This is a genomic window from Klebsiella sp. P1CD1 (genome assembly GCF_003790505.1).
GTDB lineage: Bacteria > Pseudomonadota > Gammaproteobacteria > Enterobacterales > Enterobacteriaceae > Klebsiella > Klebsiella variicola.
The window spans coordinates 1,604,067-1,616,773 of the sequence record NZ_CP033631.1; the positions used below are offsets into that span (position 1 = coordinate 1,604,067).

15 protein-coding genes are annotated in these 12,707 nt (G+C 56.4%); 9 read left to right on the forward strand and 6 right to left on the reverse strand.

All coding sequences use genetic code 11. The features are described 5' to 3' along the window. Positions 1–14: 14 nt before the first annotated feature. From argT to hisP, 5 genes are all read left to right on the forward strand, one after another. Positions 15–797, forward strand: coding sequence for a lysine/arginine/ornithine ABC transporter substrate-binding protein ArgT (argT, locus tag DTA24_RS08235; protein WP_008803930.1), 783 nt, complete (start codon positions 15–17; stop codon positions 795–797). A gap of 267 nt (positions 798–1,064) precedes the next feature. Next, the gene (gene hisJ, locus DTA24_RS08240; RefSeq protein WP_002913209.1) at positions 1,065–1,847 is read left to right on the forward strand and encodes a histidine ABC transporter substrate-binding protein HisJ; all 783 of its coding nucleotides are present in this window, start codon (positions 1,065–1,067) and stop codon (positions 1,845–1,847) included. A gap of 64 nt (positions 1,848–1,911) precedes the next feature. Continuing rightward, positions 1,912–2,598: a histidine ABC transporter permease HisQ gene (locus DTA24_RS08245; protein WP_004201769.1), complete on the forward strand. Its 687-nt coding sequence runs from the start codon at positions 1,912–1,914 to the stop codon at positions 2,596–2,598. Further along, a complete protein-coding gene (gene hisM / locus DTA24_RS08250) occupies positions 2,595–3,311 on the forward strand; it encodes a histidine ABC transporter permease HisM (protein ID WP_002913207.1) in 717 nt (238 codons plus the stop codon). The genes DTA24_RS08245 and hisM overlap by 4 nt, the downstream gene beginning before the upstream one ends. A gap of 7 nt (positions 3,312–3,318) precedes the next feature. Further along, positions 3,319–4,092 (forward strand): histidine ABC transporter ATP-binding protein HisP, encoded by a 774-nt coding sequence (gene hisP / locus DTA24_RS08255; protein ID WP_008803931.1) that lies wholly within the window; start codon positions 3,319–3,321, stop codon positions 4,090–4,092. 5 nt (positions 4,093–4,097) lie between these two features. On the opposite strand, the gene DTA24_RS08260 is transcribed toward hisP, so the two are convergent. Next, positions 4,098–4,625 (reverse strand): GNAT family N-acetyltransferase, encoded by a 528-nt coding sequence (locus tag DTA24_RS08260; RefSeq protein ID WP_008803932.1) that lies wholly within the window; start codon positions 4,623–4,625, stop codon positions 4,098–4,100. A 119-nt stretch (positions 4,626–4,744) separates the two neighbouring features. Between DTA24_RS08260 and DTA24_RS28045 the strand changes: the two genes are divergently transcribed. Next, positions 4,745–4,864 (forward strand): hypothetical protein, encoded by a 120-nt coding sequence (locus tag DTA24_RS28045; RefSeq protein WP_046621444.1) that lies wholly within the window; start codon positions 4,745–4,747, stop codon positions 4,862–4,864. Here the strand turns inward: DTA24_RS28045 and DTA24_RS08265 are convergent. The 3 genes from DTA24_RS08265 to yfcG form a co-directional block, all read right to left on the reverse strand. After that, positions 4,844–5,737, reverse strand: coding sequence for a TIGR01777 family oxidoreductase (locus DTA24_RS08265; RefSeq protein WP_123836721.1), 894 nt, complete (start codon positions 5,735–5,737; stop codon positions 4,844–4,846). The genes DTA24_RS28045 and DTA24_RS08265 overlap by 21 nt on opposite strands. An 18-nt stretch (positions 5,738–5,755) precedes the next feature. Further along, positions 5,756–6,118, reverse strand: a complete 363-nt coding sequence (folX, locus tag DTA24_RS08270; RefSeq protein ID WP_002913200.1) for a dihydroneopterin triphosphate 2'-epimerase — start codon at positions 6,116–6,118, stop codon at positions 5,756–5,758. A gap of 65 nt (positions 6,119–6,183) precedes the next feature. Next, complete coding sequence (yfcG, locus tag DTA24_RS08275) at positions 6,184–6,813, reverse strand: GSH-dependent disulfide bond oxidoreductase (RefSeq protein ID WP_008803935.1); 630 nt, start codon at positions 6,811–6,813, stop codon at positions 6,184–6,186. A gap of 190 nt (positions 6,814–7,003) precedes the next feature. Here yfcG and yfcF point away from each other — a divergent pair, with 190 nt between their 5' ends. From yfcF to yfcD, 3 genes are read left to right on the forward strand one after another with little or no spacing between them, the layout of a single operon-like run. After that, positions 7,004–7,648 (forward strand): glutathione transferase, encoded by a 645-nt coding sequence (gene yfcF / locus DTA24_RS08280; protein ID WP_022066032.1) that lies wholly within the window; start codon positions 7,004–7,006, stop codon positions 7,646–7,648. 56 nt (positions 7,649–7,704) lie between these two features. Then, positions 7,705–8,256 carry a phosphodiesterase gene (gene yfcE, locus DTA24_RS08285; RefSeq protein WP_012967508.1) on the forward strand — a complete coding sequence of 184 codons (552 nt, stop codon included), beginning with the start codon at positions 7,705–7,707 and terminating at the stop codon, positions 8,254–8,256. Between the two features lie 57 nt (positions 8,257–8,313). After that, entirely contained in the window at positions 8,314–8,859 is a 546-nt protein-coding gene (gene yfcD, locus DTA24_RS08290) for an NUDIX hydrolase YfcD (protein WP_012540981.1), read from the forward strand. Between the two features lie 90 nt (positions 8,860–8,949). On the opposite strand, the gene pta is transcribed toward yfcD, so the two are convergent. After that, complete coding sequence (gene pta / locus DTA24_RS08295) at positions 8,950–11,097, reverse strand: phosphate acetyltransferase (protein WP_123836722.1); 2,148 nt, start codon at positions 11,095–11,097, stop codon at positions 8,950–8,952. 200 nt (positions 11,098–11,297) lie between these two features. Continuing rightward, the gene (gene ackA, locus DTA24_RS08300) at positions 11,298–12,500 is read right to left on the reverse strand and encodes an acetate kinase (protein ID WP_008803940.1); all 1,203 of its coding nucleotides are present in this window, start codon (positions 12,498–12,500) and stop codon (positions 11,298–11,300) included. Between the last annotated feature and the right edge of the window lie 207 nt (positions 12,501–12,707).

A 12,707-nucleotide genomic window follows, 5' to 3' on the forward strand; every position in this document is an offset into this window, starting at 1 on the left:
CTTAAGGGTACTGTATGAAGAAGACGATTCTGGCTCTCTCTTTACTCGTGGGAATGAGCAGCACAGCCAGCGTGTTTGCTGCTCTGCCGCAGAGCATTCGCATTGGCACTGACGCGACCTATGCGCCATTTTCGTCGAAAGACGCAAAAGGGGACTTTGTTGGTTTTGATATCGATTTAGGCAATGAACTGTGCTCCCGAATTAAGGTGAAATGTACCTGGGTCGGCAGTGATTTTGACTCCCTGATCCCCTCCCTCAAGGCGAAGAAAATTGACGCCATCATCTCTTCGCTCTCCATTACCGAGAAGCGTCAGCAAGAGATCGCTTTCTCTGACAAACTTTATGCCGCTGACTCGCGTCTGATCGCCGCCAAAGGGTCGCCGATCCAGCCGACGCTGGAGGCGCTGAAAGGCAAGCACGTCGGGGTGCTGCAAGGTTCTACTCAGGAAGCCTATGCCAATGACCGCTGGCGCAGCCAGGGCGTTGACGTGGTGGCCTACCAGAACCAGGATCTGATCTATTCAGATCTCGCAGCTGGCCGTCTGGATGCGGCGCTGCAGGATGAAGTCGCCGCCAGCGAAGGCTTCCTGAAACAGCCTGCCGGGAAAGATTTCGCCTTCGCCGGCCCGTCGGTGAAAGATAAAAAGTACTTTGGCGATGGTACCGGTATCGGTCTGCGTAAGGACGACGTCGAACTGAAAGCTGCGTTTGATAAAGCGCTGGGCGAGATACGTAAAGACGGCACCTACGACAAAATGGCGAAGAAATACTTCGATTTTAACGTTTACGGCGACTAAGACTGCTGCAGGCCCGCACAATAGGGTGGGCCTGCCGCCAGGTTCGTATCCATGCCCCAAAAGGGTGCATCCAAACACGCTGTGGATCATTTCAGTGCAAAAGCAGCCAGTTTTTTGGCTAAAAAATGCATAGTTAAGCGTTTCTGATGCAAAAAATCGGCCTTTCTGGTGCATAAATCTTTGCCCTCAAGGGGCGAATAATGGCACGATAACTGGCGTAAATAGTTCTAATAAACCCGTTAGAATGACAGTCTGTCGAGGATAGTTATGAAAAAACTGGCGTTGTCTCTCTCTTTAGCGCTGGCCCTTTCCAGCGTTTCCACAGTCTTTGCCGCCATTCCGCAAAAAATTCGTATTGGCACCGATCCGACTTATGCCCCCTTCGAATCGAAGAATGCGCAGGGGGAATTGGTGGGTTTTGATATCGATCTGGCAAAAGAGCTGTGTAAGCGTATTAATACCCAATGTACCTTTGTTGAAAACCCGCTGGATGCACTGATCCCCTCCTTAAAAGCGAAGAAAATCGACGCGATTATGTCTTCGCTGTCGATTACCGAAAAGCGCCAGCAGGAAATTGCCTTCACCGACAAGCTGTACGCGGCAGATTCGCGTCTGGTGGTGAAAAAAGGCAGCCCGGTAACGCCGGATCTCGCCACCCTGAAGGGTAAGCGCGTGGGTGTGCTGCAGGGGACGACTCAGGAAACCTATGGCAATGAGCACTGGGCGCCGAAAGGTATCGAAATTGTCTCCTATCAGGGGCAGGACAATATCTATTCCGACCTGACCGCCGGCCGTATCGACGCCGCGTTCCAGGATGAGGTCGCGGCCAGCGAAGGGTTCCTGAAACAGCCTATCGGTAAAGATTACCAGTTTGGCGGACCATCGATTAAAGACGAGAAGCTGTTCGGCGTCGGTACCGGTATGGGGCTGCGTAAGGAAGACAACGAACTGCGTGAAGCGCTGAATAAGGCGTTTGCAGAGATGCGTAAGGACGGCACCTACGACAAACTGGCGAAAAAATACTTCGATTTTAACGTATACGGCGAATAATTCTCACGCCTCACCATTGCGTGCGTTTCGCGCGCAATGGTGAATGACAGACAGGGTAGGCAGCATGCTGTATGGGTTTTCACAGGTTATTTTGCAGGGTGCGCTCGTCACCCTGGAGCTTGCGCTCAGCTCGGTCGTTCTCGCCGTCCTGATAGGGCTGGCGGGCGCTGGCGCAAAGTTATCGAGCAACCGTCCTCTGGCGCTGGTATTTGAAGGCTATACCACACTGATTCGCGGCGTGCCCGATCTGGTGCTGATGCTGCTGATTTTCTATGGCCTGCAGATTGCGCTGAACAGCGTCACCGATGCGCTGGGCATGGCGCAGTTTGATATCGATCCGATGATCGCCGGGATTATTACCCTCGGCTTTATCTATGGTGCCTATTTTACGGAAACTTTCCGCGGCGCCTACCTTGCGGTGCCGAAGGGGCATATCGAAGCGGCTACCGCCTTTGGCTTTAGCGGCGGGCAGACGTTCCGGCGTATTCTGTTCCCGGCGATGATGCGCTACGCGCTGCCGGGGATCGGCAACAACTGGCAGGTTATTCTCAAGGCAACGGCGCTGGTCTCGCTGCTGGGGCTGGAGGATGTGGTCAAAGCCACGCAGCTGGCCGGGAAAAGCACCTGGCAGCCGTTCTATTTCGCCATCGTCTGCGGCCTGATTTATCTGGTGTTTACCACCCTTTCTAATGGCGTACTGCTGCTGCTCGAACGCCGCTATACCGTTGGCGTGAAGAGGGCTGACCTGTGATTGAAATTATTCAGGAGTACTGGAAATCACTGCTGTGGACCGACGGCTATCGCTTTACCGGCGTGGCGATTACCTTATGGTTGCTGATCTCTTCGGTGGTGATGGGCGGCATTCTGGCGGTGTTTCTGGCCATTGGCCGCGTCTCGAGCAATAAATTTATCCAGTTCCCCATCTGGTTGTTCACTTACATCTTTCGCGGCACGCCGCTGTATGTGCAACTGCTGGTTTTTTACTCCGGCATGTATACCCTGGAAATCGTCAAAGGCACGGAGCTGCTGAACGCTTTTTTCCGCAGCGGGCTAAACTGCACGGTGCTGGCGTTAACCCTGAATACCTGCGCCTATACCACTGAAATTTTCGCTGGGGCGATCCGCTCAGTACCCGCCGGAGAAATTGAAGCGGCACGGGCCTACGGCTTCTCGTCCGTCAAACTGTATCGCTGCATTATTCTGCCTTCCGCGCTGCGCATTGCGCTACCGGCATACAGTAACGAAGTGATCCTGATGCTGCACTCCACCGCGCTGGCGTTTACCGCTACGGTGCCGGATCTGCTGAAAATCGCTCGCGATATTAACTCCGCGACCTATCAGCCGTTCACCGCCTTTGGCATCGCCGCGGTACTCTATTTAATTATCTCGTATGTGCTGATTAGCTTGTTCCGTAAAGCGGAAAAGCGCTGGTTGCAGCATATCAAACCTTCTTCGACGCATTGAGAACGCCATGTCCGACAATAAATTAAACGTTATCGATCTGCACAAACGCTATGGGGAACACGAGGTGCTGAAGGGCGTCTCCCTGCAGGCGAAAGCCGGGGACGTTATCAGTATCATCGGTTCATCGGGTTCCGGAAAAAGTACCTTTTTGCGCTGCATTAACTTCCTTGAAAAACCGAGCGAAGGCACGATCGTCGTCAGTGGCCAGAATATTGGCCTGGTGCGGGATAAGGACGGCCAGCTGAAGGTGGCTGATAAGAACCAGCTGCGCCTGCTGCGCACCCGCCTGACCATGGTGTTCCAGCATTTCAATCTGTGGAGCCATATGACGGTGCTGGAGAACGTCATGGAGGCGCCGATTCAGGTGCTGGGCTTAAGCAAACAGGAAGCGCGCGATCGCGCGGTAAAATACCTGGCCAAGGTCGGGATTGACGAACGTCAGCAGGCGAAATACCCGGTGCATCTCTCCGGCGGCCAGCAGCAGCGTGTCTCGATTGCCCGCGCGCTGGCGATGGAGCCGGAAGTGCTGCTGTTTGATGAGCCAACGTCCGCTCTGGATCCGGAACTGGTGGGCGAAGTGTTGCGTATCATGCAGCAGCTGGCGGAAGAGGGAAAAACCATGGTGGTGGTGACCCACGAAATGGGCTTTGCCCGCCACGTCTCTTCGCATGTTATTTTCCTGCATCAGGGCAAAATTGAAGAAGAAGGGCATCCGGACGCGCTGTTTGGCGCGCCGAAAAGCCCGCGCCTGCAGCAGTTTCTGAAAGGGTCGCTGAAATAACCGGCTCACCCGGCGTCTGTAGGCGTCGGGTGAGCTTCCCGCTCCAGCCGATAGATCCAGTCATCGTAATCGATGCCGTTCAGATGATAGGCTTTCTCCAGCACCTGGGTGCGCACAAAGCCTTGTTTCTCCAGCAGGCGCGATGAGCCATGATTTTCACTCAGCACCCAGGCATTGATGGCCTGCACCCCCAGCGTGCTGAAACCATAATCGCAGATCGCGCGCAGCGCTTCGCTGGCATAGCCTCTTCCCTGAGCCTGCGGTAACAGGGCGTAGCCGACGTCAGCCTCGTGCGGATTTTTCGGACTGATGCGTAGCCCAATATCGCCCAGCGCGTCGCCGCGTTTATCACGCAAAACAAACACCCCGGGATCGGCACAGCGGCTGGCAAACACGCTGCGTAGCGCCGTCTCGCTTAACACTTCCCCCATAAAACGCATCACCAGCGGATCCTGGCGCAGGCGCAGAAAAAAGGGCCAGTCATCGGTAACAAAGCGGGTAAGCGAAAGGCGTGGTGTGGTGATGGTTGTCATAAAGCAGTCAATACGCAGAAAGAAAAGCCTACCTTAGCACTTTGCTTCGCCAGGTAACATCGGCGAACCGGCCGGCTGGCGGTGAATTCAGGCGATTAAGGGCGCTGGTTGTCCTGAATATGGCGATGCTGCAGCGCCAGGGTGAGGCCGCCATCCAGGCGTGGAGCATGAGCCAGCAGAATGGAATCAGGGGAGCCAATGCTCCCCTGTGTCAGCCATTAACGCAGCACATCCTTTAGCGCTTCTTCCAGATCGTACCAGCGGAAGGCGAAGCCAGCGGCTTCCAGTCGCTTAGGCAGCGCGCGCTGGCCACCGAGCACCAGGACGGCAGACTCACCCATCAGCAGGCGAATAGCAGCGGCAGGAACGCGGAAAATGGCTGGTCGATTGAGCGCATGACCCAAGGCGTGGGCGAACTGTTCGTTATGCACTGGGTAGGGAGAAACCATATTGAACGGACCGCGTAGATCGTTATCCAGCAGCCACAGAATGCCGTTAACCATATCGTCGATATGGATCCAGGCCAGATACTGTCTGCCGCTGCCGATAGGCCCACCGAGGCCGAGCTTAAAGGCGGGCGTCATTTTGCCGAGAATACCGCCCCGCGGGGCCAGTACCACGCCGGTGCGCAGCAGGCAGACGCGGGTACGTTCGCTTTGCGCTTCGCAGGCAATTTGCTCCCACCGGGCGCAAAGCTTATGGGTAAACTCATTGTGCGGTGGTTCTTCTTCGGTCACCACCACCTCGCCGAGATCGCCGTAGTAGCCGGTGGCAGACCCGCTGATCAGCACGGAGGGAGGCGTGTTGCTGGCGTGGATCAGGCCCACCAACCGCTGAGTGAGATCCCAGCGGCTATGGCACAAGCGTTGTTTCTGCTCGGCCGTCCAGCGTTTATCAGCTATGGGCTCACCTGCCAGATTAATAACGGCATCAATATCATTGAGGTGGTGATGGCCTTCGAAATCGCGCCACAGCGTGACGCGCGGATCGAGGCGGGCGCGGGCGCTATCCGGGTGCCGCGTGGAAACCGTGACGCTATGCCCCAGCTCCAGCAACCGGGGTATCAGATGTCGGCCAATCAGGCCGGTGCCACCCGTAAGCAGGATCTTCATACCACCTCCCTGACATCGTTATCGCCGCCAGCTCATGGTCATCGACACCGAGTCGGCATAGCGTAGCGCATGAAGTTTATCGATCTCCACTTCAGCATATGTGACCCAGTGATGTTCGCATGCGATATTCAGCACATCCTGAGTTAATTTTTCCAGCAACGAGAAACGGCCATTCTCAAGATGGCTGATGATGCGCTTGGTAATGGTGCGGTAGTTCAGCGCATCATTGATGTCTTCGCTATCGCGCGCCTTATCGGCGGGATAGTGAATCGCCACATTCACCACCACGTCCTGGCGGTTGGCGATCTCTTCCTCTTTAATTCCAATAAAAGTACGCAGGCGCAGGTTCTTAATACGAATAATGGCGTCTGGTTGAGACATTGCAGGCTTCCTCCGTGTTGTAAGTTCTGCAATCATACAACAAAGCGCGACGGGCGAGCAGGGGGTTAATAAGGCTGAATTTTTAGCATCGCTTCAATGGTCGCCGGTCGCTGCTTAATGCGCTCATACCAGTTATGCACCGCCGGATAGTTCGCCAGATCGATACGCTGTCGGACATGGCTGTTGACCCAGGGCCAGGCGGCAATATCGGCGATGCTGTAATGGTCGCCGCCAAGCCACGGACTGGCTTCGAGGCGGTGGTTGAGAACCCCGTACAGTCGCTGGGTTTCCACCTGAAAACGTTCAATGGCATAGGGCACCGTTTGCGGCGCCGAGTGGGCAAAATGCTGATTTTGTCCCAGCATCGGCCCAAGACCGCCGACCTGCCAGAATAGCCATTGCAGAGTAATATAGCGCTCCCGCAGTTCACCGCTCAGCAGCTTGCCGCTTTTCTCCGCCAGATAGAGCAGGATGGCGCCGGACTCGAAGACGCTCAACGGCGCCCCGCCATCGACAGGCATATGGTCGACAATCGCCGGGATTTTGTTATTCGGCGAAATCGCCAGAAACTGTGGATGAAACTGCTCCCCTTTGCCGATATCGACCCGAATTAGCCGATAGGCCAGCTGCGCCTCTTCGAGAAACAGGGTGATTTTGTGGCCGTTTGGGGTGGGTGCATAGTAGAGATCGATCATAATATTTCCCGCCGTCGTGGGTCGCAAACTGTTCGAGTATAGGTGAAGCTGCGCAACCCGGGTGGAAATCCGCGAGCGGCGCATCGGTCTGGAGGCAGCCACGTGATGCTGACGCGCGGACGAGCAGTGACATCCCCGGCAAGCCAGGCTATGTTGGCTTATTGTCCTGTCTACCATCCTTGAGGAAGCCATGAGCCAGCCTGTGATTACCCTGTGGTCCGATGCCGATTTTTTCTCACCGTATGTGATGTCTGTCTATGTCGCCCTGCAGGAAAAGAGCCTGCCTTTTAGCCTTAAAACCGTCGACCTGAACCGCGGCGAACATCTGCAGGCCGGCTGGACGGGCTATACCGCCACCCGTCGCGTACCGCTGCTGGAGGTTGATGATTTCGCGCTGAGCGAGTCCTCGGCGATTACCGAGTATCTGGATGAGCGTTTCGCCCCGCCGGAGTGGGAGCGCATTTACCCGCATGATCTGCAAAAACGCGCCCGCGCCCGGCAGATCCAGGCCTGGCTGCGCAGCGATCTGGTGCCGATTCGTGAAGAGCGATCGACCGCCGTGGTGTTTGGCGGGGCGAAAATGCCGGCCCTCAGCGAGGCAGGCAAGCAATCTGCGGAAAAACTGTTTACCACCGCCGCCATGCTACTGGCCCACGGCGGGCAAAATTTATTTGGCGAATGGTCCATTGCCGACGCCGACCTGGCGCTGATGCTCAATCGTCTGGTTCTCAATGGCGATGAGGTGCCGGAGACGCTGGCCGATTATGCGACTTTTCAGTGGCAACGGGCCTCAATCCAGCGTTACGCCGCGCTTTCCGCCAAACGCGCAGGCTGATCGCCCGCCGCGCTTCCGCTATCATAGTGGCATTGTAACCAGTGGAGATGGAATCTATGAAACTGATGTTTGCCTCCGATATTCACGGTTCGCTGCCCGCTACGGAACGCGTGCTTGAACGGTTCGCGCAAAGCGGCGCCAGGTGGCTTATTATTCTCGGCGATGTGCTCAATCACGGGCCACGCAATGCGCTGCCGGAAGGGTATGCGCCGGCGGAGGTGGCCGAGCGGCTTAACAGCGTGGCGGAGCGCATTATTGCCGTTCGCGGCAATTGCGACAGCGAAGTGGATCAGATGCTACTTCGTTTTCCCATGACCGCGCCCTGGCAACAGGTGCTCAGCGAACGCTACCGCCTGTTTCTGACCCATGGCCATCTTTATAGCCCGGAAAATTTGCCGCCGCTGGACGCTGGCGATGTTCTGGCTTACGGCCATACTCATATTCCGGTTGCGGAAAAACGCGGTGCGATCTACCTGTTTAACCCTGGCTCAGTGAGTATCCCGAAAGGGGGATATTCCGCCAGCTATGGGCTGCTGGATCAGGGGCGTCTGCAGGTTTTAGCACTCAATGATAATCAGGTTATTGCAGAGGTCGCAATTTACCCGTAATTTAGCCCTCAATCATAAAGACGCGCCGCGAGAGCGCTTTCAAAGTAAGGTTTCCTGATGGCGGAACAGAATCATTTGGCAAGCACAGAATGGGTCGATATTGTTAATGAAAACAATGAGGTGATAGCACAATCCAGCCGCGAGCAGATGCGCGCGCAGTGCCTGCGTCACCGGGCGACCTATATCGTCGTTCACGACGGAATGGGAAAAATTCTGGTGCAGCGACGCACCGAGACAAAAGACTTTCATCCGGGCATGCTGGATGCCACCGCCGGAGGCGTCGTTCAGGCCGATGAGCAACTGCTGGAGTCTGCCCGTCGCGAGGCCGAAGAAGAGTTAGGCATCGCGGGAGTACCGTTTGCCGATCACGGTCAGTTTTACTACGAAGATAAGTTCTGTCGCGTCTGGGGAAGCCTGTTCAGCTGCGTCTCGCATGGGCCATTTGCGCTGCAGGAAGAAGAGGTCAGCGAGGTGTGTTGGTTAACGCCGGAAGAGATCACCGCCCGCTGCGATGAATTCACGCCGGACTCGCTGAAAGCGCTGGCGCTGTGGATGACCCGTAACGCGGGTAATGAGTATGATGACGCGGAAGAGGGCGAGTAATACCGCAATCGCGCAGCAGCAACAGCTGCTCGCCTCCTGACGAAAAAAGGCAGCCATCTGGCTGCCTTTTGCTTTTATCTCAGCGGGGAATTACTTCTGCTGCTGAGCTGACTGGATCGCGGTCAGAGCGATGGTATAGACGATATCGTCAACCAGGGCGCCACGAGACAGGTCGTTGACCGGCTTGCGCATACCCTGCAGCATCGGCCCGATGGAGATCAGGTCGGCAGAGCGCTGTACCGCTTTGTACGTGGTGTTACCGGTGTTCAGATCCGGGAAGATGAACACGGTCGCGCGGCCAGCAACCGGCGAATTCGGCGCTTTGGATTTCGCCACGTCAGCCATGACGGCGGCGTCGTACTGCAGCGGGCCATCGATCATCAGGTCAGGACGTTTTTCCTGCGCCAGACGGGTCGCTTCGCGGACTTTCTCAACATCGCTACCCGCGCCGGAGGTACCGGTGGAGTAGGAGAGCATCGCTACGCGCGGTTCGATACCGAAAGCAATGGCGGAGTCAGCGGACTGAATGGCGATTTCCGCCAGCTGTTCTGCCGTCGGATCCGGGTTGATCGCGCAGTCGCCGTAGACATAAACCTGTTCCGGCAGCAGCATGAAGAATACGGAAGAGACCAGCGAGCTGCCCGGTGCGGTTTTGATCAGCTGCAGCGGCGGACGAATGGTGTTGGCGGTGGTGTGAACCGCGCCGGACACCAGGCCGTCGACTTCGTCTTGTTCCAGCATCAGGGTGCCGAGAACCACGTTGTCTTCCAGCTGCTCGCGAGCGACGGCTTCGGTCATGCCCTTGCTCTTACGCAGTTCGACCAGGCGAGCCACGTAGCTTTCGCGAACCACTTCCGGGTCGACGATTTCGATACCCGCGCCCAGCTCAACGCCCTGCGCTGCGGCAACGCGGTTGATCTCATCCGGGTTACCCAGCAGCACACAGGTGGCGATGCCACGTTCCGCACAGATAGCGGCGGCTTTCACGGTACGCGGTTCGTCGCCTTCCGGCAGGACAACGCGTTTGCCGGCTTTGCGCGCCAGCTCGGTCAGCTGGTAGCGGAAGGCTGGCGGGGAGAGACGGCGGCTGCGCTCGGAGGTCGCGGTCAGCGATTCGATCCAGTCGGCGTTGATGTAGTTGGCCACGTATTCCTGAACTTTCTCGATGCGCTCGTGATCGTCAACCGGTACTTCGAGGTTGAAGCTCTGCAGGCTCAGGGAGGTCTGCCAGGTATTGGTATTGACCATAAACACCGGCAGGCCGGTGGCGAAGGCACGTTCGCACAGCTTGCTGATGCGCGCGTCCATTTCATAGCCGCCGGTCAGCAGGATGGCGCCGATTTCCACGCCGTTCATCGCGGCCAGGCAGGCAGCGACCAGCACGTCAGGACGATCTGCCGAGGTGACCAGCAGCGAGCCTGCACGGAAGTGCTCCAGCATGTGTGGGATGCTGCGCGCGCAGAAGGTCACGGATTTCACGCGGCGGGTGTTGATATCGCCTTCGTTGATGATGGTGGCATTCAGGTGATGCGCCATGTCGATCGCGCGGGTGGCGATCAGATCGAAGCTCCACGGCACCGCGCCCAGTACTGGCAGGGAGCTGCCTTTCTGCAGCTGAGCCGGGTCGATCTTCACGACTTTCGCTTTCGACGAGTCGTCGAAGATTTCGGACAGGTCAGGACGGGTACGGCCCTGCTCGTCGACCGGGGCATTCAGTTTGTTGACGATAACGCCGGTAATGCTGGTGTTTTTCGCGCCGCCAAAGCTGTTGCGGGTCAGTTCAATACGCTCGTTCAGCTGCTCTGGCGTATCGGTGCCCTGCGACATCACGAAGACGATTTCCGCGTTCAGCGTTTTGGCGATTTCAAAGTTCAGCGCCTGCGCGAACTGATGCTTACGGGTCGGCACCAGGCCTTCCACCAGTACTACTTCCGCTTCCTGAGTGTTCGCGTGATAGTTGGCGATGATCTCTTCCATCAGCACATCTTTCTGATTGCTGGAGAGCAGAGATTCAACGTGGTTCATCTTCAGCGGTTCAGCGGCGGTGGTCGTGGAGGAGCTGGCGCGAACGATGGTGGTGGTCTGGTCTGGCGCATCGCCACCGGAGCGCGGTTGGGCGATTGGTTTAAAGACGCTCAGACGAACGCCTTTGCGTTCCATAGCACGGATCACACCGAGGCTGACGCTGGTCAGGCCTACGCTGGTACCGGTAGGAATTAACATGATAGTACGGGACACGGTATATCCTCTTTCGTTACCGCCAGTATCAGGCGGGATACAAAACAGCACCACCAGCTACCCGTCATACTTCAAGTTGCATGCGCGTTGGCTCTACTTGCTCACCCCGGTCGCGTACGCTGTGTACGTGACCGGGGATTTGCTGCGTCGCCGCCTTCCTGCAGCTCGAATTATTGAAGGTTATGGCTGGCGGTGTGGAATTAAGCGGTCAGACGGCTGGCGTCTTGCGCGATGACCAGTTCTTCATTGGTCGGGATAACCACGGCAGGACGGGTGCCTTCTTTGTTGATGAAGCCAGACTTGCCGAAACGGGCAGCCAGGTTACGTTCGTGGTCAACTTCGAAGCCCAGTACGCCCAGTTTGCCCAGCGACAGTTCACGCACCATCGCGGCGTTTTCACCGATACCGCCGGTGAAGATAACGGCGTCGAGACGACCGTCCATCAGCGCGGTGTAGGAGCCGATGTATTTCGCCAGGCGGTGGCAGTAGACATCCATCGCGCGTTTAGCGTCGGCTTTTTCCTGGTAGTTGTCTTCCACGTAGCGGCAGTCGCTGGTGACTTCGGTCAGACCCAGCAGGCCGGACTCTTTGGTCAGCATTTTGTTGATCGCGTCAACGCTCATGCCCAGGGTGTCGTGCAGATGGAAGATGATTGCCGGGTCGATGTCGCCGGAGCGGGTACCCATCACCAGACCTTCCAGCGGCGTCAGCCCCATAGAGGTATCAACGCATTTACCGTTACGGATAGCGGAAACAGAACCACCGTTGCCGAGGTGGCAGGTGATGATGTTCAGCTCTTCCACCGGCTTGTTCAGGATCTTAGCGGCTTCCTGAGTCACATAGAAGTGGCTGGTGCCGTGCGCGCCGTAACGACGAACGCCATGCTCTTTGTACAGGCTGTACGGCAGGGCGTAGAGATAGGATTCTTCCGGCATGGTCTGGTGGAACGCCGTATCGAATACGGCCACGTTTTTGTCTTTCAGATGCGGGAAGGATTTCAGCGCTTCAGCGATGCCGATCAGGTGTGCCGGGTTGTGCAGCGGTGCGAAAGACGCTGCGTCTTTAATACCCTGAATCACAGACTCGTCGATCACCACGGAGCTGGTGTATTTTTCACCGCCGTGTACGATACGGTGGCCGATTGCGGTCAGCTGAGCAGACAGTTCTGGTTTTTGTGCCAGAATAGTGTTAACGATAAAGTTCAGTGCTTCACTGTGCGCGGCACCGGCGCCTAATTCAGCTTCTTGCTTGCCGCCGTCAATTTTCCATTTGATACGGGCTTCCGGCAGGTGGAAGCATTCCGCTAAACCGGACAGATATTCGTCGCCGTTAACGGCATCAAGGATAGCAAATTTCAGAGAGGAGCTACCGCAGTTCAGAACCAGTACTAACTTACTCGACATGGAAGTACCTTTTTATGATACGTGGCTAAAAAAACGTCAGTGTGTCATTAGCGTAGCGCAGGATGACCTCGACATTTATGATTAACATCATGCCTTGTTCTGTTTTCGGGCACGATGAGAGAAGTACATTTGATTTTATGCCATTTTGCATAATTTTCAGCCAATGGCAGAATATGCGATAATTTGACTAGCCTGGCAAAAGAGTCT

What these genes read in the sequence shown, in the direction of transcription:
- folX (WP_002913200.1), bottom strand. Translation starts at nt 6,118, where the DNA reads ATGTCTCAACCAGACGCCATTATTCGTATTAAGAACCTGCGCCTGCGT.
- DTA24_RS08265 (WP_123836721.1), bottom strand. Translation starts at nt 5,737, where the DNA reads ATGAAGATCCTGCTTACGGGTGGCACCGGCCTGATTGGCCGACATCTG.
- DTA24_RS28045 (WP_046621444.1), top strand. Translation starts at nt 4,745, where the DNA reads ATGGCGATGCTGCAGCGCCAGGGTGAGGCCGCCATCCAGGCGTGGAGC.
- yfcE (WP_012967508.1), top strand. Translation starts at nt 7,705, where the DNA reads ATGAAACTGATGTTTGCCTCCGATATTCACGGTTCGCTGCCCGCTACG.
- yfcD (WP_012540981.1), top strand. Translation starts at nt 8,314, where the DNA reads ATGGCGGAACAGAATCATTTGGCAAGCACAGAATGGGTCGATATTGTT.
- argT (WP_008803930.1), top strand. Translation starts at nt 15, where the DNA reads ATGAAGAAGACGATTCTGGCTCTCTCTTTACTCGTGGGAATGAGCAGC.
- DTA24_RS08260 (WP_008803932.1), bottom strand. Translation starts at nt 4,625, where the DNA reads ATGACAACCATCACCACACCACGCCTTTCGCTTACCCGCTTTGTTACC.
- yfcG (WP_008803935.1), bottom strand. Translation starts at nt 6,813, where the DNA reads ATGATCGATCTCTACTATGCACCCACCCCAAACGGCCACAAAATCACC.
- hisP (WP_008803931.1), top strand. Translation starts at nt 3,319, where the DNA reads ATGTCCGACAATAAATTAAACGTTATCGATCTGCACAAACGCTATGGG.
- yfcF (WP_022066032.1), top strand. Translation starts at nt 7,004, where the DNA reads ATGAGCCAGCCTGTGATTACCCTGTGGTCCGATGCCGATTTTTTCTCA.
- hisJ (WP_002913209.1), top strand. Translation starts at nt 1,065, where the DNA reads ATGAAAAAACTGGCGTTGTCTCTCTCTTTAGCGCTGGCCCTTTCCAGC.
- ackA (WP_008803940.1), bottom strand. Translation starts at nt 12,500, where the DNA reads ATGTCGAGTAAGTTAGTACTGGTTCTGAACTGCGGTAGCTCCTCTCTG.
- DTA24_RS08245 (WP_004201769.1), top strand. Translation starts at nt 1,912, where the DNA reads ATGCTGTATGGGTTTTCACAGGTTATTTTGCAGGGTGCGCTCGTCACC.